Below are 21,081 nucleotides of genomic sequence, written 5' to 3' on the forward strand. Positions count from 1 at the left end.
GGGCACGCGACGAGGACCAAGGTGCGCTGGGCAGAGGGATTGTCAGCGTCGGGTTGCTGAGCCAAGGGTTCCCCTTTCTGAGCCGGGTCACGCCCCGCCCTCCCCGGCGGGGTCCTACTGGGGTCCGTACCCAGATCCGGCCGGGTGACACGAGCGGCCCCTCCAGGCGGACCACGATCGCCCGTCAGGCCGATCGCAGCTGCTGCCCGCACCTGGGTGCCCTCTCTGCTCACGGGCGACCAACGGAGGAGGGATGTCACACTGGACCTGCGAACCAGCCGAGTGGCAACGTGGGACGTCGTCGAACTCGGCTGACGCCCGCGCCAGATCCATAGAAAGGAACGTCCCCATGGCACGACTCTTTGAAGAACCCTGGGCCATCGGCATCATCGTCCTCGCGGCCCTTCTCCTCTTCGGAGCGCCCAAGCTTCCGGGCATCGCCCGCAGCGTGGGTCAGTCGCTGCGCATCCTCAGGAGCGAGGTGAAGGAGCTCAAGGAGGATGCCTCGGCGGCGGCAGACATCACAGCCTCCGTGAGAACCCCCGAACCGCAAGACTGAGGAAGACGGCCGCGAACACGACGGTCACCGCGAGATCGGTCCAGACAGACAGCGTCCAGCCCAAGACGGTCACGCTGCTCGGGAACCGGGCCAAGGCGGCAGCCGGGAGCTGCTGCGCATCGAACACCACGCTGCGCAGCGGCGCCACGGCGTAGGTGAGCGGATTGAGCCGGGTCAGGATGTCGAGCCACCACGGCAGCCCGGAAAGCGGGAAGAGCGCTCCGGAGAGGAAGATCATGGGCAGCAGGACCAGCTGCATGACGACCTGAAAGCCCTCGATCCTCGAAATCCGGCTCGCCACGAACACGCCGAACGCCGTCAGAGCAGCAGCCATGATGAATTCGAGCGCTATGACCTCGACGACGGTGAGCGCGGTCAGCCTCACGCCGACGAGGGGCGCGAGGACAAGCATGATCGTGCCTTGGGCCGTGGCGACCGTGGCACCGCCTGCCGTCTTGCCGACGACAAGCGCGGAGCGCGGCACCGGCGCTACGAGCATCTCGCGCAGGAAGCCGAACTCGCGGTCCCACACGATCGAGATGGCGCTGAAGATCGACGTCGAGACAACGCTCATCGCGACGATCCCGGGGAAGACGAACTTGCGGAAATCGAGGCCTCCCGTCGATCCGACAAGGCTTCCCATCCCGTAGCCGAGCACGAAGAGGAACAGGAGGGGCTGGGCCAGGCCTGTGAAGATCCGGGACGGGGTGCGCCCGTAACGGATGAGTTCGCGCTGCCAGACCATGCCCACGGTGCTGATCGCCGCCACCGTCTACCTCCGATTGCGCCATGCCCGGGGCAGCCCGGGCTCCTCGGACTGATCGCGGATCTGCCGTCCCGTGTAATGCATGAACATGTCGTCGAGGGACGGCTCGTGGATCTGTGCCGAGCGGACGGAACTGCCGAGCAGCGCAATGAGGCCGGGCAGCGCGGTCGCAGCGTGGTCGATGCGGACCGAGACGGTGCCGTCCAACTGTGAGCACTCGTAACCTGCTGCCGAGAGCGCAAGGCGAGCGGCGTCGTCGTCGTCCGTGTGGAGGATGACGCTTTCGGCCCCTGCCGCCGCCTTGAGCTCGGCCGGCGTCCCGAGGGCGATGAGCTTCCCGTGATCGATGATGCCGATCCGATCGGCGACCTCGGCCTCTTCCATATAGTGCGTGGTCATGAAGACGGTGACGCCCTCGTCGCGACGGAGTGTGAGGATGTCCTCCCACATGACCGAGCGGGTCTGGGGATCGAGCCCGATGGTCGGCTCGTCGAGGAACAGGACCGCGGGGGTGTGCAGCATCGCCCGGGCGATCTCGAGCCGTCGGGCCATCCCACCCGAAAAGGTGCTCACGAGGTCCTTGCGACGTTCCGAGAGCCCCACGAGCCCCAGGACCCGCGCGATCCTTTCGGCGCGCTCCCTTGTGGGCACACCGTAGAGCACGGCATGGAACCGCAGGTTCTCCTCGGCGGTGAGCTGCCTGTCGAGGGTCGACTCCTGGAAGACGAGCCCGATGTGGGAGCGCACCTCGTGCGGATCGGCGACGACGTCGAAGCCGGCCACGCGCGCGGACCCCGACGTCGGCGACGCGAGGGTGCAGAGGACATTGATCGCCGTCGATTTGCCGGCACCGTTCGGGCCGAGGAAGGCGAAGACCTCCCCGGGTGCGACGTCGAACGAGATGCCGGCGACGGCGGTGACCTCGCCGAATCTCTTGACGAGGTCCCGCACCGAGATCGCCGCCCTGGCACTCTCGCCGGACTCCACCGGCCCCGGCTGTCGCCCGGGCGCCGGCCCGGTTGCCGCCTGAGATGTGACGTGCCGCCTGCTCACGGGGCGAGCGTACTGCGGTCGCGGCGGGGCGGTTAGGGCCTATTGGCAGAGGTTGTCTGGGCAGTCACCCCACCGTCCTGGCATTGCGCCCCAGACCGACCATCAACGGAGCAGCAGCGTTCGGATCTCCCAAGGGCGCAGGCTCAGCTCGATCTCACCGTCGGCGTCGGCCTCGCTCAGGGCTGCCCCCGTGAGGTCGATCGCCGTGATGCGCTCGAAGTGGCCGGCAAGGCGCGCCTCCTCCCGCTGGTCGGAGAGCAGGACGAGGCGGACCTCGAGTCCCGCCGCGACCCGCCTCAAGCTCGTCATCCGCACATTACGCCCTTCGAGGCGAAGGCCCTCGGACAAGGCAGGCAGCTCAGTACTGCCACGCTTCCTGCCCCTGACCACCGCGGCCGGGGAGCAGAAGCGGTCAGAGAGCCGTACGGCCCGGGCCTCGGACCAGCCCGTCGCGCAGGGAATGACGGCGAGTTCGACGCTCATCTCGGTTCCGAGCTCCTGGGCCCCGGGGACGGGGATCTCCGCGGCGGCTGGCTCGTCGCGGAGGGGATGGACGTTGACACTGATCGATCCGACGGCCCGCAGGACGGTCAGGGCGATCTCCCGAGCGTCGACAATCTCATACTCCGTAGCCTCCCGCACGAGCACCGTGGCCGGGCCGGCCGAGATGAACCGGTAGGCGGGGAAGGTCGGAAGGGGATGCTCTCCACCTCCGCCTTCTGCTGTAAGGCCGCGCTCCGTGACGGCGAACTGCCCCTCGGACGCGGAGCCCGAGACGGGTTCGGGCAGCGGCACGTGCAGGCGGAGACGGTGGTCGGCCGCCTGATTCCGAAAGCGCAACGAGAGGCGGACGAAGGGCTCGCCGCGGCGGAGCTCGACATCCATCACGACCGGGACGAGCACCGTCTCCTCGGAGCGGCCCCTGGTCTCGGGATCGAGCGCACGGGGCCACTCGTAGTCGCGGATGATTCGGATGACGGCCCGGAGCGGCCCTTCCTCCAGAACCTCGGTCCGGACGTTCGAGGGCCTGCTCACCAGCACATCGCGCTCAGGCGGCCCGTAGTTGTAGGTATCGCCGCTGTCTCCACCGTCGACGAGTGCACCTACTCCCCGCAGCACCGTTCCGTCGGCCCCCGTGACCGTCAGAGTCCCGTCGGCCTCAACGCACGCCGAGACCACCCCGTTGGCAACCCCTCGGCCCAGAAGGCGAGCCGCGTCGTCGCACGCGACGGCCGCACCAGGGCGCACGCGGACGGGCGCGACCCCAGAGGCGGGCACGGGAACGTCGACGAGGACCCGGGTTCGGCGCTGGGCAAGGATCCGCAGCTGCCAAGGGCCGGGCCTGCGATCCACCGCGGCCTCCAACGCACTGGCGAACTCGCCGATGTCGAACATCGGCGAAGCGGGGACCTCGGCCACCGAGAACTCGAGCAGGCCCGGTTCGATACGGTATCCGTCGATCAGTTGGCCGAAGAGCTCGCGACCGTGGATCCGATTCATGACCCGGGGAACCAGAACGGAAGCGTCCATCGTCTCGTCGCCGAGCACGGTGGGCAACTCGCCGATCGGCTGTACGGGGAAGGTGACCCCGCCGGCGCCCTCAGCCACGAGGTGCTCGTCCGTGGACTCGCGGGGGATCGTCAGTTCGACGAGCGCGTTGCGCGCAAAAGGCAGCGAGTTGACCACTGCGAAAGCGTCCGCGGGCATATTCCGGGCCACCCGTGTGAGCACGTCGTCGCGCACCGAGCGCGCGAGGTGGGCGGCGGCCTGAAGCCGGGCGTCCACCTGCTGCACGGTTTCATCCGTGCCCGAGCCCACCACGGAGTCGTGCGCGCTGGATTCGATGATCCGGCGCCAGGCCATGCCCAGGTACGGCTCGAAGTCCGCCGTCGTATGAGTCGCCGAGAGCCGCTCGGCCTCGAGGACGAGCGACTCGGCCCGGCTCATGGCCACCTTGAGGCTCCGGCGGATTGAGAAGACGCCGGGCAGGATGTTCCCACGGGCGTGCGAGCGCAGCTCGCCGCGGACCGTCCGCGCGGGCCCGTCGTGGGCGAAGCCGCGGACGTAGTCCTCGACGGTGCCCACCGAGATGGGGAACGTCCCATCCCCGAAGCGGTCCACGTACTCCATGAGGCGCGGGTCAGGGGCCATGTGGTCGGTCCCGAGCATGCCGAGGATCGGCGCACCTCCCCACCGCTCCTTGGTCCGGTCACGGTAGCCCACCAAGGCCGCGGGGATCTTCTCGGGGATGGCCAGGAGATCGAGGGCGTTGCCGTACCCGTCGAAGAGGTACTCCACACGAACCGCCGACCCGTCGGGGGCCTCCCACGAGAACGCGTGCTCTGAGACCTCGGACGGAACACCGCGCCAGAGGCACGCGTGCTCGATGCCCCCGAGGCGGAGGATCTGGGGCATCTGCGCCACGTGCCCGAACATGTCAGGCAGGTAGCCGACCTTCATGGTTCCTCCGAGGGCCGCCGCGCCAGCCATCCCCAGCTGAAGATTCCGCACGATGGTCTCCCCCGAGCAGAGGAATTCGTCGAGGAGGATGTGCCAGGGGCCGAGCGCGAGCTGGCCCGCGGCCACGAGCGCTTCGACGCGCTGCCGGTTCTCGGGCTTGATCTCGAGGTAGTCCTCGATCGCGGCGGTCTGGCCGTCGAGCGTGAACCGGAACCTGGGGTCGGCCTCGGCCATGGACAGCACGCTGTCGAGGACCGTGACGAGCCGGTACCGGAAGACGTGGAACGGCTCATACCATTCCCGGTCCCAGTGGGTGTGCGGGACCAGCACGATCCCGGCGTCGACCGTCGTCTCGGGCTCCGTTGTCGTCTCTCTCTGCGTCAGACTCATGCCTGAGCGACCTCCCCCGCGGGTTCGAGGCCCAGCGCGCGCACGAGGACGGCCGTCACTCGCTGGGCCGTGCCGATGTCGGTGATGCCCTCCGGGATTCCCGTGGGCGGTGCCTGCTTGCGGGTCACCATCGCGTGGAAGGCCTCCCACTCGGTCTCGAACGCTTCCGTGACTTCCCTCCGGTCTCCGATGAGCACGCCTGCCGCGTCCCGGCCGATGGTCCTGAGGCGAGTCGGGCTGTTGAGCAGATAGGGCACGCCGAACTGGAGCTCGGCGGTCCCTTGCGTGTGGTGGACGGTGATCGTCTCGCGGTACTCCGGATAGTCCGCCAGGTAATGCCAGTTGAGGTGGAACCTGATCCCCGCGCCGAGCGTCCCGGTGATCTCGATTGAGCCGGGCTCGTCCTGCTGTGCCCAGTGGTGCACGGCGTTGACCGTCTCGAGCGGTCCGAAGAGGGACCGCACGAGGGCGAGGTCGTGGATCAGACTGCCCAGGACCACGTTGGCGTAGAGCTTCCGCACCGTGTCAGGCGCGTCAGCGCCGAGGGCCGAGTCCAGACGGAGGCGGTCCGCCTCGCGGAAGCCGGCAAGGACTTCCTTCGGAATGTCCCCCGCTGGCGGGCGCAGATTCGCGTATCCGAGCTGCGACTGGCCGCTCGGATGCAGCACCTCCACTCCCACGTACCGGACGTCGCCCAGGGCGGGCATCGCGGCGGCCAGTGCTCTCACCGCGGGGTCGTACTCCTTCATGTAGCCGAGCAGCAGCATCGGGCGCCCTTGGGCCTCCTCGGCGGCGCGGAGCGCCTCCGCCTCCTCGAGGGAGAACGCGAGCGGCTTCTCGCACAGGACGGGGACTCCCTGCCCGATCGCGGCGAGTGCGTCGGTGCCGTGGGAACCGGACGTCAGGAGCACGACGGCGTCGACGGTCCCCGCGTGGAGGAGCGCCCCGAGGCTCTCGTGCCGGTGTGCCGGGTCCACCCCGTACTGGTCGCCGACCTGCGCGAGCAGGGTCGGCGAGGCGTCGGCGACAGCGGCGAGCTCGAACAGATCCCACCGGCGCGAGATGAGCGGCAGATGGACGGACTGCGCGATGGCGCCGAGTCCGACGACTCCGATCCGGACTGCGGTCATTACGGTACCCACTTCCTCAGGGCGTCTCGGTTGATGGAATGGTCGCGTTCGGCGATGCCCGGATCGTCATCCGGGTGGGGCACGCGGTCCTGTTCGACGACGAGCCAGCCATCGTAGCCGGACGCGACGAGGCGGCCCATGAAGCCGGCCAGGTCGAGGTCCCCGAATCCGAACGGCACGAACGCGCCGCGCGTCCAGACGTCCCGGAGCGTCCCGCCGTCGTCAATCACGGAACGGAGGATGTCCAGGCGGGCGTCCTTGAGGTGCACGTGATTGATCCGTTCTCCCCACCGGTCGAGGGCACAGATCGGGTCGCCCCCCGCGAGGAGCAGATGGCCGGTGTCGAGGGTCAGGCCGACGTCGGTCTCGTCCAGAAGACGGTCGACGTCCTGCGGAGCTTCGATCCAAGTTCCCGCGTGATGGTGGAACGTCGGCTCGAGGCCATGGTCCCGCACCCGCTCGGCGGCCACGCCGACGTTGCGCACAAGGGCCCGCCAGCTCTCCGAGTCGAGCGTCGGCTCCCATCCGCTTCCAGCGTGGCGCAGCACGCCCGATCCGCTGTCGGCGAGCGTCGGAAGCGGTGCGCGCCCGGCGGCGGGGGCCCAGGCGAAGGCGTCCAGCGTGGCGTCGAGCGTTTCCAGCGCGGCCGCGAAGAGCGCGTCGTCGCTGAACGGGAGGTCGACCCACCCGCCGGCGAGCGCGAGCCCGTGCCGATCGAGCCGATCGCGGAACTCGGCGCCCCGGCCGAGAAAGCCGAGGGGGCCAAGGTCGACGCCCGAGTAGTCGTGGCGCGCGAGGACGGCGCAGAGCTCGTCCGGGCCCGGGAGCACGCCTCCCTCGGCGTCTCCGAGGTCGAAGAGGCCGAAGCTGACGGGGGCGCCAGCGATGTCGATCACGGTCGGTCCTTTCCAGGTTAAGGGGCGCCCAGGGCCAAGTCGGGGCTGGGCGGGGGTGTCACCGGGTGATGGCGAGGATCCGGCGGTCGGGCGTCTCGAGGCGGTACGGGCCGTCGTCGGCCTCCGGAAGCTCCTCGAGCGCCTTCTGGACCACGCGGCGTCGACCGTCGATCGTGACGAAGACGGCGCCTTCGGCGTCGACTGCCGTGAGCTGGCCGTCGACGCGGAGCAGGAGCGGTCCGTCGGTTCCGACGCTCAGCGCCGTGCGGCCCTCGCGGAGCGCCGCGAAGACCTCCTCCTCGCCGTCCCCCTCCGCCGCGACCCACGTGGTCGGGGCACCAGCGGGATGGCCGTCCTCGAGGCGATGGAAGTCGCCGCCGCCCAGCGGGACGACGTCGGTGCCCCACGCCGTCCACCAGGCCCACATCCCGGTGTCAGCGGGGCGGGCGAGCCACGTCGAGTGCATGACTTCCGCGTGGCTCGGGCGGCGGCTGAGAGACCATTGCCACGCACAGTCGTCCGCGAGGGGATGGTTGACGGAGAGGAAGCCCCCGCCGTCCTCGGCCTGGTCGAGCCAGTGGTCCGGGTGACGGCGGAAGTCCACCCAGCCGATCCTCCCGAACGCGTTGGCATGCCCGCGCGCGGTTGTCACCTCCTGCCCGGGCAGGAGCGTGATCCCGTACTCCGCCCCGGCTCCGGCAAGCTCCGGGAAGTGGCTCACGGTGTTGTGGTCCGTCACGGCCAGGAAGTCGAGGCCGCGCTCGACGGCGTGCGCTGCGAGCTGCCGGACGCTCAGCCTCCCGTCCGAATGCAGGGAATGGGCGTGGCAGTCGCCCGCGAGCCAGGTGAGGCCGCGCTGCGAAGGGAGGTCCCGCCGTCGTGTGTTCCGGGTTCCGGACGCAGGCCTCGGGGGGATGGGCTCGGGCTCCACCTCGCCGGTGGCCGGAAGGCTAATGTCCAGCATGACGTCGATTCCCTGCGGCGGAATCCGATGCAGGCCGAGCACGACGTTCCACTCGCCGTCCTCGAGCTCGCCCGGGAGATAGCCCCCGGACGCTCGTTCCGGCGTGATGACGAACCTCTCCTTGGCGCCGCCCGACCATCCCCGCCAGCCCCCGGCGCCTTCGCAGCCGAGGTCGACGACGGCGGCCGTTGCGTCGTAGTCGAGCCGCACCTCGAGGCTTCGGGCACCGCGGACGTCGAACGGCACGCCGAAGTACGGGCTCTCCGCCTGGTCCTCGAGTGTCAGGTGTCGTCGGATCCGCACCTAGTCGCCGATCCGTATTCCGTCGGCATCGAAGAGCAGAGTCCGTCGGGGCTCGACCGTGACGTCGACGGACGTGCCGATCCGCGGCTCGTGGTCCTCGCTCACGACGACCTGCACGGCGACGCCCTCGGCCAGCTCGACCGTGATGAGCGCCGCGGCGCCCAGATTCTCCGAGACGGTCACCGTGCCCGTGAGCTGCCCCTGACCGAGGTCGGCGAGCGACAGGTATTCGGGCCGGCCGCCCCACGTGACCTTGGCGCCGTCGGCGACGCGCCCCGCCGCGTCCGGGGGAAGCGGGAGACGGTGCTGGCCGATGTCCACCGAGCCCCCCGAGACCAGGCCCGGGATCAGGTTCATGGAGGTGGATCCGACGAAGGAGGCGACGAACGTGTTGGCCGGACGCTGGAAGACCTCGCGGGGCGTGCCGAGCTGCTGGAGCTTCCCCGCCTTCATGATGGCGATGCGGTCGGCGAGTGCGAGGGCTTCCGCCTGATCGTGCGTGACGAAGACGGTCGTGACGCCCAGATCGAGCTGTAGCTTCTTGAGGAACGTGCGCGCCTCGAGGCGAAGCCGCGCGTCCAGATTGGAGAGCGGCTCGTCGAAGAGGAAGACCTCGGGGCGGCTCGAGACGGCACGGGCGAGCGCGACGCGCTGCTGCTGGCCGCCGGACAGCTGGCCCGGCCTGCGCTCGAGCAGACCGGCGAGGGAGAGCTTCTCGCTGACCGAGGCCGCCTCCGCGTGCCGCTCCTTCTTGGCCATCTTCTGGATCTTGAGCGGATACGCGATGTTGTCGGCTATCGACATGTGCGGGAAGAGCGCATAGTCCTGGAAGACCATCGCGACGTGGCGCTGCCCGGGCTCGAGGTGGGTGACGTCGCGATCGCCGATGGTGATGGTGCCGGACGTGGACTGCTCAAGTCCCGCGATCGTGCGCAGCAGAGTGGTCTTCCCGCAGCCCGACGGCCCGAGCAGGGCGAAGAACTCGCCGTCCTCGATCGTGACGTCCATCTCGTCGACTCCGCGGACGCCCCCGGGGTACTCCTTGATCAGCGAGCGTGTGGTGATAGCGGCCATCAGCCTTTGATACCTCCATGGAAGCGGAACCCGTAGCGCCTGCTGACGAAGAAGTACATGGCGACGACGGGCAGGGAGAAGAGCAGGGAGAACGCGGAGATCAGCGCGAGGTTCGGCTGGCCGCCTTCGGTGTAGAACGTGTACATCACGACGGCGGCAGGAGACTTCGAGGGCGACCTCAGCAGAATGTAGGGCACCAGGAAGTTGCCCCACACCTGCACAACCGCCCACACCGCGATCGCAGCGAGGCCCGGCCGGGCCAGCGGAACCACGACATCCCAGAGGATGCGCAGGGGCTTTGCCCCGTAGAGGCGCGCCGACTCCTCGTAGGACCTCGGGGTCGAGTCCATGAAGTCCTTGAGGATGAAGATCACCGTGGGGAGGATCCCGCCGCTGAGGACCAGGATGACTCCGAACTGCGAGTCGATGAGGCCGAGCTTCACCATGAGCAGGAAGGTCGGCACCATGGCCGCCGTGCCGGTGATGATCGAGGAGAGCAGCAGCAGCGAGTAGAGCAGCACGTCCCGCCCGGGAATCCGCACCCGCGAGAGGGCGTAGGAGGACAGGGATCCGAGCACCAGCACGATCACCATCGAACCGATGGCGAGGATCAGGGAGTTCCCCAGCGAGGCCATCGCGTCCGAGTCCGCGAAGAGCACCGCGAAGTTGTGCAGGGTGAATTCCGGAACCTTGACGTTCAGTCCAGGATGGGCGTCGAACGGCGCGAACACGAGCCACAGCACGGGCAGGACGAAGAAGGCAAGGATCAGAGCGATGAAGACCGTCTTGCCGACGATGCCGAGGAAGTGGCGCACCCGGTTGCGGGCCGCCTCCTGTTCAGGAGTGCGCACGGTGGTGGCGGAGGTCATTTCTTCCTCTCCTTCAGCAGCCGCAGGTACACGGTGGCGATGACGAGGTTGATGACGATCATGATCAGCGAGATCGCCGCGCCCTGCCCGAGGGCGCCGTCATTGAGTGCCAGGCGGTAGATGAAGATGGGCAGGATGTTGGATCGGTCGTCCGGACCGCCCGCCGTCAGCAGGTAAGGAGTGAAGGTGTTGAACGTCCACAGCGTGATGAGCAGGGTGTTGGTCAGGGCGTGGCCGCGGATGTGCGGGAAGATCACGTCCCGGAACTGCGCGAGCGTCCCGGCACCGGCCATGCGCGCCGTCTCGAGCTGGGACGGCGGCACCGAAGCCAGCGCCGAGCTGAACAGCATCATCGAGAACGCCGTGCCCACCCAGGTGTTGAACACGATGATGCACTGCATGGGGTACTGGAGAAGCCAGGCCATGTGGGCGGTGCCAAGGATCGAATTGAGGGTGCCGTCCGTGCCGTCCAGCAGCGCGTACCAGAGGAACGTCGTGACCGAGCTGGGGATGATCCAGGCCAAGAGGACGAAGAACTCCATGATGGCCCGCACCGAAGTGTTCAGCCGAGTCGCGAGCCACGCAATGCTGAAGCCGAGTACCGACTGGCCGATGACGGCCGAGCCGAACACGAAGACCAGCGTGAGCACGAGCGAGTTCGCGAAGCGGTCGTCCGACAGCGCGGAGAGGTAGTTCTGGATGCCGACGAACTTGGGGTGCAGTGCGGCTGAGCCGGTGAGCCGGTAGTTCGTCAGACCGAGGTACAGCGTCCACAGGGCCGGGAAGACGAGGAAGACGCCGATCAGCACCAGGCTCGGGGCCACGAAGGCCGCGGCGCGCGCCCTTCCCAGACCTGCGACGTCTCCGTCGTCCGCGAGTCGCCTCCGCCGCCCCGCCCCCACGGCGGCCGCGGGAGCGGCCGCCGTGGGTTCGGCGATAACGTCAGTTGAAGATCTTGTCGGTGCCACCCAGGATCCCCTCCAGGGACTTCTCGTAGTCGTTTGCCGCCTGATCAGACGAGGTGCCCGAGGCGACCTTGCCGGTCGCGGTCTGGATCGCTGTCGAGATCTGGTCATAGTCGGATGACGACGGGCGGTAGGCCGTAATCGGCAGGACCTGGGTCGAGATGAACTTCAGCAGGGGATCCGACCCCAGGACCTGGGCGTTCACGTCGTCCCGCGACGAGATCTGCGGGTTGTCACCGATACGGGCCTTGATGGCCGCCGGCGAGTTCATGAACTGAATGAGGTCCCACGCCTGCTGCGGGTACTTGGTGTTCGGGTTGATGACTTCGCCCGAACCCCCCGACATGCTCACGAAGTCCTGGTTGTTGACGCCCTTTCCGGGCGCTTCGGCAGGAACCTTGGCCCAGCCCACGGCAGTGTCGCGATCGGCCATCGGGTCGATGCCAGACTTCGGATTGATGACCGAGCGCCACAGATAGTCGCTCTCGATCAGGATGCCGAGCTTGTTCTGCGAGAACTCCTGGAACGACTTGTCGCGCCCCTTCGCATCCTCCTGCAGCAGGGGGTCGCCGAGCTTCTGCGAGCCGTAGACCTTCGAGTAGAGGTTCAGGACATCCTTCACGCCCTGGCTATTCCCCTGCCACTTTCCGTCCTTGTACATCGGCTGGCCAGTGCCCTCGAGCAGCGGCAGGAAGCCCTGCATGGTGGTGGCCTCGCCCATCGCCGTACCGGCGTTGATCTGGAGCGGGGTCACGCCGGCCAGCGCCTTGAGCTTGGACGCCGCGGTGAGGATGTCGTCCCAGCTCTTAGGCTGCCAATCGGTGGGGAGGCCAGCCTGAGCGAAGAGCTTCTTGTTGAAGTAGATCACGCGCCCGTCGGTCCCGTCAGGGATGCCGTAGACCTTCCCGTTGTAGGTAGTGATCTGCTGGACGGAGGGCTTGATCTGCTTCCAGCCGTCCCAGCTGTCGACGGCGGACTTGCCCACCAGGTCCTCGAGCGGCTTGATGGAGCCCGCGTCGGCGAGTTCCCCGACCCAGATGCCGTCCACGGAGACGACGTCGGCCCCACGCCCGGTCGACAGATCGAGGGAGATCTTCGTCTTGTAGGCCTGGTCGTCCACGCCGTTGGGCTGGAACGTGACCTTCGCGTTGACCCCCTTCGCCTTCTCGGCGGCCTCGAACTGCGGGATCACATAGTTGGTGATCCAGTCCGCACCCGCCGAGTTCTTCCCCCCGGAGATCGAGTTGCTCGTGATCGTCAGGGTCACGTCCTTCGCGTTGGCGTTCAGGCTCGGCGAACTATCCCCGCCGCTGCTCGAGCCGCCGCAGGCGGCCAGTGCCAGAGCGCAGACGACGGCAGCACTTCCGGTGGAGAGGTATCTGGGCCAGAACTTCATGGTGGAACTCCCTTGTTCTTCGACAGCGCGGCTTGCGGCACACGCGGGCGGACGTCTCTCCTCGGGGATTTGGGGGGTGAGCGGCGTCACACGCAGCGGCCTGCCCTAACGTAGGCATAGGGATGCGACTTAGTCAACCTATTTGATATAGTCTCGTTGACACGGAATGGGAGATGACCATGCACAAAGGGTCCAACCTGGAGCGGGTCGGCAGGTACAACCTCAATGTCGTGCTTGACCTGATCCGTCGCTCGGTCGAAGGGCTCAGCAGGGTCCAGCTCGTCGAGTCGACAGGGTTGTCGACGCAGACCGTCTCCAACATCGTGCGGCGGCTTCTCGAGGAAGGCCTCATCGCTGAGACGGGCAAAGTCGCGGGGCGTATGGGCAAGCCTCGCACCCTGCTCAGGATCGAGGCACTGAGCCGATACGCTGTGGGAGTCCACCTAGACCCCTCGATCATCACGTGCACCCTCCTTGACCTCTCAGGTGCCGTCGTCGGCCGCTCCCATATACCGCTGCGTGCGGTAGCGGACCCAGATCAGACGGTGCGCGTCATTGCGGAGGCACTCGAATCCCTCGTCGCCGAACACGGCGTCGACCGGGCCAAGGTCCTCGGCGTCGGCGTCGCCGCACCCGGCCCGATGGATCCCTCGCGCGGCGTGGTCATCGGTCCACCGCTGCTGACCGGATGGGAACGCGTCGATCTGTGTGAGGGGCTCAGCGAGGCGACCCGCCTCCCCGTCTTCCTTGACAAGGATTCCAGTGCGGCTGCGCAGGGAGAGGTGTGGATCGGCGACGACGCCACTCCCCACGACTTCGCTTTCGTCTACATCGGAACCGGCCTCGGCTCGGGCCTTGTGATCAACAGCGAGGTAGTGAGAGGCACCTCCAACAACGTGGGCGAGATCGGGCACTTCTCGGCCGGCATCGACGGGCCTGTCTGCAGCTGCGGTCGGCCCGGCTGCGTCGGCCTGACGACCATGCCCTCCTACCTCGTCAATTGCGCCGTGGAGGCAGGCGTCCTCGACCCGGCGTCCGGAGAGCCGGACCTGCAGGTAACGATGGAGCGGTTCCGTGCGCTCGCATCAAAAGCACGTCAGGGCAATGATGCCGCGGTAGGCATTCTTCGCGAATCTGCGACTCGGCTCGCCCGCGCGGTTGAGGACATAGCAAATCTGCTGGATCTCGACCGAATCGTCTTTGGCGGACCGTCGTGGCCGCCCGTCAGCAGCCTGTACCTGCCGGTGATGAGGGAGGCTCTCGCCAACCGCATGGCTGTCGGCGCCATCCATCCCCTCGATCTCGTAGACTCCGCGTTGGCCGAGGATGTCGCCGCTGTCGGTGCGGGCTGTCTCGTGCTCAACCGATTCCTGTCCCCACGAACTGACGGCCTGCTGCTCGCTCCCTGAACCGAAACCAGCCGAAGAATTTCGCACGCTACGACAAGCCTTCGTCACCCGTCGACAAGCCACGCCTGCTCCCCATGCCGAGACTGGAAGCAACCCATTCTCGATGCGGAGGATCCATGGAAGCCAAGCTTGATGTCTCTTTGCTCGACGCAGTCGCCCCGGCTCCGGGCGAGCCGGGCCGGGAGATCCTCGACCCGGCCACGGGCGAGCTCGTCGGCGTCGCCCCCGTGCACGGGCTCGACCAGCTCGAGGCCGCGGTCGCCGCGGCGAAGGCCGCACAGCCCGCCTGGGCCGCGGCCGGGCACCCCGCGCGCTCCGCGGCGCTGAACGCGGCGGCCGACGCCGTGGAGGCCCACGCCGACGAGCTCGCCCGGATCCTCTCCCGCGAGCAGGGCAAGCCCCTCAACGGCCCCAACGCCCGCTTCGAGGTCGGCGCCTGCGCGGCCTGGCTCCGGGCGACCGCCGCGACCGTCCTCGAACCCGAGACCGTCGTCGAGGACGGCGAGACCCGCGCCGTGCTGCACTACCGGCCCATCGGCATCGTCGGAGCAATCGGGCCCTGGAACTGGCCCATGATGATCACCGTCTGGCAGATCGCCCCCGCCCTCCGCATGGGCAACGCCGTCGTCGTCAAGCCCAGCGAGCACACGCCCCTGTCCGTCCTGGCCCTCGCGGAGGTCCTCAACCAGTCCATCCCCGCAGGGCTCCTCACCGTCGTCTCCGGCGACAGGGAGGTGGGCGAGGGCCTCGCCAACCACCCCGCGATCGGCAAGGTCATGTTCACCGGCTCGACCGCCACGGGCAAGGCCATCATCCGCTCGAGCGCGGACACCGTGAAGCGCCTGACCCTCGAGCTCGGCGGCAACGACGCCGGGATCGTCCTGCCCGACGCCGACCCGTCCGCGATCGCCGAGGGACTGTTCTGGGGCGCCTTCATCAACACCGGCCAGACCTGCGCCGCGCTCAAGCGCCTCTACGTGCACCAGGACATCTACGAAGATGTCTGCCAGGCCCTCACCGACTACGCCCGCACCGTGCCCATGGGCGTCGGGCTCGACGAGCAGAACCTCCTGGGCCCCCTGCAGAACAGGGACCAGTACCGCATCGTCGCCGATCTCGTCGAGGCCGCCAAGGCCTCCGGCGCCCGGATCCTGCTCGGCGGCAACCCGGACGAGTCCCAGCCCGGGCACTTCTACCCCACCACCCTCGTGGCCGACATCGACAACGAGAACCCCCTCGTGGCCCAGGAGCAGTTCGGCCCCGCCCTGCCCATCGTGAAGTACACAGACGTCGAGGAGGCAATCCAGATGGCCAACGGCCTCGAGGTCGGTCTCGGCGCCTCGGTCTGGTCGGCGGACCCTGAGGCCGCGCGCGAGGTCGCCACCCGCCTCGACGCCGGCACCGTCTGGGTCAACGCCCATGGCGCCGTCGACCCCCGCATCCCGTTCGGGGGCGCCAAGCAGTCCGGCTACGGGCTCGAATTCGGCGCAGAAGGCCTCAAGCACCTCGGCCAGCCCCAGATCATCAACGGCTGACGCGCGCCGTCGTCGTCCGGCAGCGGCAGCGGAAGCGGTTGGGGTCCGAAAGCGCCGGGTAAGTCCGCCTCGGAACATCGCTTCCGGCGCGAGTGAAGGGCGAACCCATGGGACTCCTACAACGGGCAATCCGCGGCGCCGCGGCCGGAGCCGCGGCCACGGCGGCGATGACCACGGTCTTCGGTGCGGCCGGGGCGTCTGGCCTGATCCACCGCCAGCCGCCCGAGAAGATCGTCCGCACGCTGTTCCCCTCGCTCCCGACGACCGGCAGGGAAGCTCTCGCCCTCGCCTCCCACTTCGGCTACGGCATGAGCGGCGGCGCGCTCTACGCGTGCCTGGTGCCTCCGCACTTCCAGGACCCGGGTACCGGGACAGTGTTCGGGGCCATGGTCTGGCTTGCGGGCTATGAAGGCTGGCTTCCAGCCATCGGCATCCTTCCGCCCGCGCACAAGGACCGGCCGGGGAGGGCGGCGAGCGTCTACGTCGCGCACCTCGTCTATGGGTGGACCCTCGGCTGGGCAGCGCGACGCCTGCGCGAGACGAGGAAGCCTGACGCGGAGGAGTAGCGGACTCCATCCGAGAGAACACCCCCTCTTCGCGACCCTCCGCCCGAATGAAAGGGCTGGCAACCCGCTGGGGACTACCCTCGTCGTATGTCAGAGTTCTGCAACCTGACCGTCCCTTTTGCCCTCCCAGCCAGCGACGTTGCCGCCTCCGCCGGCAATCGTGCCAACCTCGACGAACGGGGTGTCACCGATGAGGATTTCGAGGCAGACACGGCAGCCGTCCAGCGTGATCTCGAGCCCGTCCGTGCCGTGCTCGAGCACCGAACGGACAGGTCTGTCGACTAGGCTGGACCGAGAGAAATTTGCGGTGATGGAGGGGCAGATCGTGGCCGAGGGCGAGACCGGGCTCAAGCCCTCCCTCATGGGCGGCCGGTACCGCCTCCTCGAGGTCGCGGGCAGCGGGGCGATGGCCACCGTGTATCGGGCCCGCGACGAGGTCCTCGGCCGCATCGTGGGTGTGAAGGTCTTCCGGGCGCACTCCCCGGACCCCCAGAACGACCGCCGTCGGCGCAGCGAAATGGAACTCCTCGCACGCCTCAACCATCCGAGCCTCGTCCGCCTCTACGACGTCGGCACGGAGACGAGCGCCGACGGCAAGGCCCAGGTCACCTACCTTGTGATGGAGTTCCTCGAGGGGAGCGACCTTCGCCAACGCCTGAGGCAGGGCCCGCTCAGCGGCAAGGAGGTACAGCGTCTCGGCGCCGATCTCGCGGGCGCACTCGCCTATATCCACGCCCTCGACATCGTGCACCGGGACATCAAGCCCGCGAACGTCATCGTGCCCGACCCTGCTGTCGCCATCGGCCCCCGCCGACCCGCCAAGCTCACGGACTTCGGGATCGCCCGCGTCATAGACGCAACTCGCGTGACGCAGACGAACACGACCATCGGAACCGCGCACTACCTGAGCCCTGAGCAAGCCCGGGGGGAGGTCGTCGGGCCGCCGTCGGACGTGTATTCGCTCGGCCTCGTACTCCTCGAGGCCCTGACGGGGCACATCGAGTATCCGGGGGGCGCCGTCGAGTCCGCCGTCGCCCGCCTCCTCCGCGAGCCGCGGGTGCCCGCCGAACTCGGCGCACCCTGGACCACGCTCCTGCCGCGCATGCTGGCCAAGGATGCCTCAGCGCGGCCGACGGCGGCGGAGGTTGCCGTCGCCCTGGAGGCGGCGGCGGCAGGCAGCACGGCCAGTGCGGCGCGACCGGGACCGACGACGCCGACCGAGGTGATCGCTCCTTCCACAGGTGCGGGCGACGGCGGGACTCGCGTCCTGCCCGCGGCCCTCCCGCCCAAGCCTCACCACGCGCCCACCCAGCACCTCCCGACGCCCCAGCGCCTCCCGGCCATCCAGCACGTCGCCGCACCACCAGCGCCGCCGCGGCGCCTCCCCCTACACCGCCGACCGTTTGCCTGGGTGGCAGCTGCCGTCGTCGTCCTCGCACTCATCACGGTGATCCCGCTCGCCCTGCGCGCGGCGTCAACCGACTCCGGGTACACGCCGAGCCCCCCGGGCTCACCCCCCATCCCGGGCCCGCTCGGGAGCCACATTGCCCAGCTTGAACGGAGTGTCAGACCGTGATCGTCACCCGCCAGCGCCTCGTGCTCGCCGCAGCAGCCGCGTGCCTCGCCTCCGCAGCACTCACCGGCTGCGCCCAGAACGCAACGGACATGGACACGAGCGTCGCCGCGGACCTCCAATCAGCAGCCCAGAACGTGCGGGCCGAGGCCGCCGCGGGCCACTATGCCCAGGCTCTGCAGGAGCTCGCCGACATCGAGCGCCAGGCGAACGCGGCGGCCGCCCAAGGCAAGCTCAGCGCGGCCCGGAAGCAGGACGTGCTCACCGCGGTCGCACTGGTCCGGACAGACCTCGAGACGGCGTCGGGTTCCCGCAGCACCCCGTCGCCGAGCACCTCGGCCACGACCACTCAGGACTCCTCCTCGGCCGCGAGCGAATCGCCGAAGGCGAAGAAGAAGGACGCGCCCAAGGATTCGAAGGCGCAAGATCAGAGCGGCCCCGGCGGCAACTAGCCGCCCACATCCCTGCCGACCAGGCCACGAGCAAGCCAACCGCGTTCTCTACCCCTGCCCCGGAATCGGCGCGCCGAACGGAAGACCCTCGCGGACGTAGCCGTCGTAGAGCGGCTGCCAGGCGAGGGCGCCGGCGCTGTGGGGGCCGCCAGGCTCCCCGCCGCCCAGCTTGACGGCGAGCTCTGCGAGGCAGACATGCCAGCCCGCCGCGTTGCGCGCCGCGGCCATCCGGTCGCCGAGCCAGTTGCGCAGCGTCAGCTCCGCGTCGGACTCCGAGCCCTGGACCAGGAACTCGAGCGTGTCCTCGCCCCAATCGAAGGCCCAGCGCTTCGGCGGCTCCCACGCCGTGATTCGCTCGGACGACGGCGGCAGGTTGGGATCCCCCGTCAGAGTCACGGTATGCGCGGCGTGGTCGATGGCGACGGCGGAGGGGAACCAGCCGTCGAGACCTTCCGACGTGCTCACGGCGTCCCACACGGTCGCTGCGGCCACGGGGTAGGAACGGACGAACGTCACGGACGCTCGGCCCTCTTCCTCGCTGTACTGCCCGTCGAGCTCTTCCACCTTCGCGCCTCCCCGCCATTGCCTGCGTCCCGCGGTTCCTGTCTCCGGGTCAGTGCCCATACACGCTCCGGACGATCGCGTCGAACGCTCTGTCCGGCAGCACCTTGCGCGCTGCCAGAATGGGCCACGCACCGCCGCCCACGGGATAGCGGGCCGCCGGGTGCTTCGATTCGACGGCGCGGACGATAGCCCGGGCCACGGCGTCCGGCGGGCTTGCGCGGCCCGGCCTGTCGAACTCGGCCAGGACGCCGGCCACCTTGCGCGCATTGCCCTCGTACGCCGTCCCCTCCGAGTTCTCCAGGAGGGACTCACGGGCGATCGCACTCCATTCGGAGAGGATCGGCCCCGGCTCGATCAGCACGACTCGGATCCCGAACGGTCTGAGCTCGATGCGCAGCGAGTCGGAGAGGCCCTCGACTGCGAATTTGGCCGCGTGGTACCAGGAGCCGAGCGGTTCGTAGAACTTGCCGCCGATCGAGGAGATATTGACGATCGTCCCGGACCGCCGGGCCCGCATGCCCGGGAGCACAAGCTGCGTGAGGCGCGCGAGCCCGAAGAGGTTGACGTCGAATTGGCGCCGGGCATCGGAGATCTGCACCTCCTCGAGCGCGCCGTAGGAGCCGTATCCGGCGTTGTTGACGAGGACGTCGAGCCGGCCCGCGTCGGCGAGAATGCGCCGCACGCCGTCGGTCATCGATTCGTCCGAGGTGACGTCCATCGAGAGGATCCGGGCTCCGAGGCCGGTGAGGTCCTGCATCCGCTCGACACGCCGGGCCGCGGCGTAGACGGTGAAGCCGCGGGCGATGAGCGCTCGGACGGTGGCCTCGCCGATTCCGCTGGAGGCGCCCGTCACGAGGGCAACGTGTTCCATGCGCCTCACGCTACCGGAGCGCCTGCTCCCCCGACGAGGGCTTGTGACAAGCTGGAGGCCATGAGCCTCCGACACCTCGCTGCCTCCTCCCGATCCCAGGTCGCACCGTTCGCGGTCATGGACATCCTCGCGAGGGTCGACGAGCTTCGGGCCGCGGGCCGGGACGTCGTCTCCCTGTGTGCCGGCGAACCATCCGGCGGCGCGCCGTCCGGGGTTTCCGCAAGGGCCGCTGCCATCCACGCCTCGGAGCGCCCCCTCACCTACACGCCGGCTCTCGGCACGGCGGAGCTGCGTGCCGCGATTGCCGCGCACTACGGGCGCTGGTACGGCCTCGAGATCGACCCCGCTCGCGTCGCGGTCACGACCGGCTCGTCCGGAGCGTTCCTCCTCGGCTTCCTTGCGGCGTTCGAGGCGGGGGATCGGGTAGCGCTCGCGCGGCCCGGCTATCCCGCGTACCGCAACATCCTCGCTGCACTGGGCTGCGAGGTGGTCGAGATCGACTGCGGACCTGAGACGCGGTACCAGCCGACACCCGAACTCCTGGACGCCGCGGCCCGCGAGCATGGACCGCTCGCGGGGCTCATCCTCGCCTCGCCGGCCAATCCGACGGGGACGATGGTGAGCCGGGCCGAACTGGAGGCCATCGCCTCCTGGTGCTCTGCCAACGGGGTTCGCCTCGTGAGCGACGAGATCTACCACGGCATCACATACCCGGATGCAGTCCTCGACCAGCACAGCCCGCGGGGCGTCTGCGCTTGGGAGATCGGCGGGGACTCGGCCGAAGAGTCCATCGTCATCTCGAGCTTCTCCAAGTACTGGGGCATGACCGGCTGGCGTCTGGGCTGGATGCTGCTTCCCGAGGAACTCCTCGGGGCCGTCGACGCCCTCGCCGGCAACGTCGCTCTCTGCCCACCGGCGCCCTCCCAACTCGCGGCGGTCGAGGCCTTCTCGCCCGCCTCCTACGCGGAGGCGGATGCTTGGGTCGCGCAGTACGCAGAGACGCGAAGAGCTCTCCTCGGGGGCCTCGACGAGCTCGGTTGGGGACCCGCAGCGCCGGCCGACGGCGCGTTCTACCTCTACGCCGAGCTCGGCTCCCAGCTGGAACGGTTCGGCGATTCGCGCGCCTACTGCCGGGAACTGCTCGAGTCCGAGGGGGTTGCCATTGTCCCAGGCACAGATTTCGACTCCGTCTCAGGCGGCCGCTCGGTGCGACTCAGCTTCGCCGCGGGTTCGACGGCGGTGACGACCGCCGTCGAACGCATCCTCCGCTTCCAGCGCGCTTAGGG

General features: G+C 68.8%; 19 protein-coding genes and 1 pseudogene. 8 read left to right on the forward strand and 12 right to left on the reverse strand.

Features of this window, described 5'->3' with window-relative positions; translation table 11 throughout:
* Nucleotides 1-349: 349 nt before the first annotated feature.
* Nucleotides 350-502 (forward strand): annotated as a pseudogene (locus tag V7053_RS06950) (twin-arginine translocase TatA/TatE family subunit); the annotation flags it as partial.
* A 19-nt stretch (nucleotides 503-521) separates the two neighbouring features.
* Here V7053_RS06950 and V7053_RS06955 read toward each other — a convergent pair.
* The 10 genes from V7053_RS06955 to V7053_RS07000 form a co-directional block, all read right to left on the reverse strand.
* The gene (locus V7053_RS06955; protein ID WP_334171542.1) at nucleotides 522-1,328 is read right to left on the reverse strand and encodes an ABC transporter permease; all 807 of its coding nucleotides are present in this window, start codon (nucleotides 1,326-1,328) and stop codon (nucleotides 522-524) included.
* 3 nt (nucleotides 1,329-1,331) lie between these two features.
* Nucleotides 1,332-2,312 (reverse strand): ATP-binding cassette domain-containing protein, encoded by a 981-nt coding sequence (locus tag V7053_RS06960; protein ID WP_334171543.1) that lies wholly within the window; start codon nucleotides 2,310-2,312, stop codon nucleotides 1,332-1,334.
* Nucleotides 2,313-2,480: 168 nt separating this feature from the next.
* Nucleotides 2,481-5,228: a hypothetical protein gene (locus tag V7053_RS06965; RefSeq protein ID WP_334171544.1), complete on the reverse strand. Its 2,748-nt coding sequence runs from the start codon at nucleotides 5,226-5,228 to the stop codon at nucleotides 2,481-2,483.
* Nucleotides 5,225-6,358, reverse strand: a complete 1,134-nt coding sequence (locus V7053_RS06970; RefSeq protein WP_334171545.1) for a Gfo/Idh/MocA family oxidoreductase — start codon at nucleotides 6,356-6,358, stop codon at nucleotides 5,225-5,227. Before V7053_RS06970 ends, V7053_RS06965 begins: the two co-directional genes overlap by 4 nt.
* Entirely contained in the window at nucleotides 6,358-7,254 is an 897-nt protein-coding gene (locus tag V7053_RS06975) for a TIM barrel protein (RefSeq protein WP_334171546.1), read from the reverse strand. The genes V7053_RS06970 and V7053_RS06975 overlap by 1 nt, the downstream gene beginning before the upstream one ends.
* A gap of 58 nt (nucleotides 7,255-7,312) precedes the next feature.
* Nucleotides 7,313-8,521 carry a CehA/McbA family metallohydrolase gene (locus tag V7053_RS06980; RefSeq protein ID WP_334171547.1) on the reverse strand — a complete coding sequence of 403 codons (1,209 nt, stop codon included), beginning with the start codon at nucleotides 8,519-8,521 and terminating at the stop codon, nucleotides 7,313-7,315.
* Nucleotides 8,522-9,595 (reverse strand): ABC transporter ATP-binding protein, encoded by a 1,074-nt coding sequence (locus V7053_RS06985; RefSeq protein WP_334171548.1) that lies wholly within the window; start codon nucleotides 9,593-9,595, stop codon nucleotides 8,522-8,524.
* Nucleotides 9,595-10,464 carry a carbohydrate ABC transporter permease gene (locus V7053_RS06990; protein WP_334171549.1) on the reverse strand — a complete coding sequence of 290 codons (870 nt, stop codon included), beginning with the start codon at nucleotides 10,462-10,464 and terminating at the stop codon, nucleotides 9,595-9,597. The genes V7053_RS06985 and V7053_RS06990 overlap by 1 nt, the downstream gene beginning before the upstream one ends.
* Nucleotides 10,461-11,432: a carbohydrate ABC transporter permease gene (locus V7053_RS06995; protein WP_334171550.1), complete on the reverse strand. Its 972-nt coding sequence runs from the start codon at nucleotides 11,430-11,432 to the stop codon at nucleotides 10,461-10,463. Before V7053_RS06995 ends, V7053_RS06990 begins: the two co-directional genes overlap by 4 nt.
* Nucleotides 11,407-12,771: an extracellular solute-binding protein gene (locus V7053_RS07000; RefSeq protein ID WP_443022585.1), complete on the reverse strand. Its 1,365-nt coding sequence runs from the start codon at nucleotides 12,769-12,771 to the stop codon at nucleotides 11,407-11,409. Before V7053_RS07000 ends, V7053_RS06995 begins: the two co-directional genes overlap by 26 nt.
* A 227-nt stretch (nucleotides 12,772-12,998) precedes the next feature.
* Between V7053_RS07000 and V7053_RS07005 the strand changes: the two genes are divergently transcribed.
* The 6 genes from V7053_RS07005 to V7053_RS07030 all read left to right on the forward strand — a co-directional run bounded on the left by V7053_RS07005 (nucleotide 12,999) and on the right by V7053_RS07030 (nucleotide 18,360).
* Nucleotides 12,999-14,234 (forward strand): ROK family transcriptional regulator, encoded by a 1,236-nt coding sequence (locus V7053_RS07005; RefSeq protein ID WP_334171552.1) that lies wholly within the window; start codon nucleotides 12,999-13,001, stop codon nucleotides 14,232-14,234.
* Nucleotides 14,235-14,350: 116 nt separating this feature from the next.
* Complete coding sequence (locus V7053_RS07010; RefSeq protein WP_334171553.1) at nucleotides 14,351-15,769, forward strand: aldehyde dehydrogenase family protein; 1,419 nt, start codon at nucleotides 14,351-14,353, stop codon at nucleotides 15,767-15,769.
* 107 nt (nucleotides 15,770-15,876) lie between these two features.
* Complete coding sequence (locus V7053_RS07015; protein ID WP_334171554.1) at nucleotides 15,877-16,335, forward strand: DUF6789 family protein; 459 nt, start codon at nucleotides 15,877-15,879, stop codon at nucleotides 16,333-16,335.
* Between the two features lie 87 nt (nucleotides 16,336-16,422).
* Nucleotides 16,423-16,620 (forward strand): hypothetical protein, encoded by a 198-nt coding sequence (locus tag V7053_RS07020; protein ID WP_334171555.1) that lies wholly within the window; start codon nucleotides 16,423-16,425, stop codon nucleotides 16,618-16,620.
* Nucleotides 16,621-16,645: 25 nt separating this feature from the next.
* On the forward strand, nucleotides 16,646-17,911 hold the full coding sequence (locus V7053_RS07025; RefSeq protein ID WP_334171556.1) for a serine/threonine-protein kinase: 1,266 nt from the start codon (nucleotides 16,646-16,648) through the stop codon (nucleotides 17,909-17,911).
* Nucleotides 17,908-18,360, forward strand: coding sequence for a hypothetical protein (locus tag V7053_RS07030; RefSeq protein WP_334171557.1), 453 nt, complete (start codon nucleotides 17,908-17,910; stop codon nucleotides 18,358-18,360). Before V7053_RS07025 ends, V7053_RS07030 begins: the two co-directional genes overlap by 4 nt.
* 48 nt (nucleotides 18,361-18,408) lie before the next feature.
* Here V7053_RS07030 and V7053_RS07035 read toward each other — a convergent pair whose 3' ends face one another.
* Both V7053_RS07035 and V7053_RS07040 read right to left on the reverse strand, forming a co-directional pair.
* Nucleotides 18,409-18,924: a hypothetical protein gene (locus V7053_RS07035; RefSeq protein WP_334171558.1), complete on the reverse strand. Its 516-nt coding sequence runs from the start codon at nucleotides 18,922-18,924 to the stop codon at nucleotides 18,409-18,411.
* A gap of 49 nt (nucleotides 18,925-18,973) precedes the next feature.
* Nucleotides 18,974-19,795, reverse strand: a complete 822-nt coding sequence (locus tag V7053_RS07040; protein WP_334171559.1) for an oxidoreductase — start codon at nucleotides 19,793-19,795, stop codon at nucleotides 18,974-18,976.
* Between the two features lie 60 nt (nucleotides 19,796-19,855).
* Between V7053_RS07040 and V7053_RS07045 the strand changes: the two genes are divergently transcribed.
* Nucleotides 19,856-21,079, forward strand: a complete 1,224-nt coding sequence (locus tag V7053_RS07045) for an aminotransferase class I/II-fold pyridoxal phosphate-dependent enzyme (RefSeq protein WP_334171560.1) — start codon at nucleotides 19,856-19,858, stop codon at nucleotides 21,077-21,079.
* Nucleotides 21,080-21,081 lie beyond the last annotated feature (2 nt).

This window comes from Sinomonas sp., from assembly GCF_036848755.1.
Lineage (GTDB): Bacteria > Actinomycetota > Actinomycetes > Actinomycetales > Micrococcaceae > Sinomonas.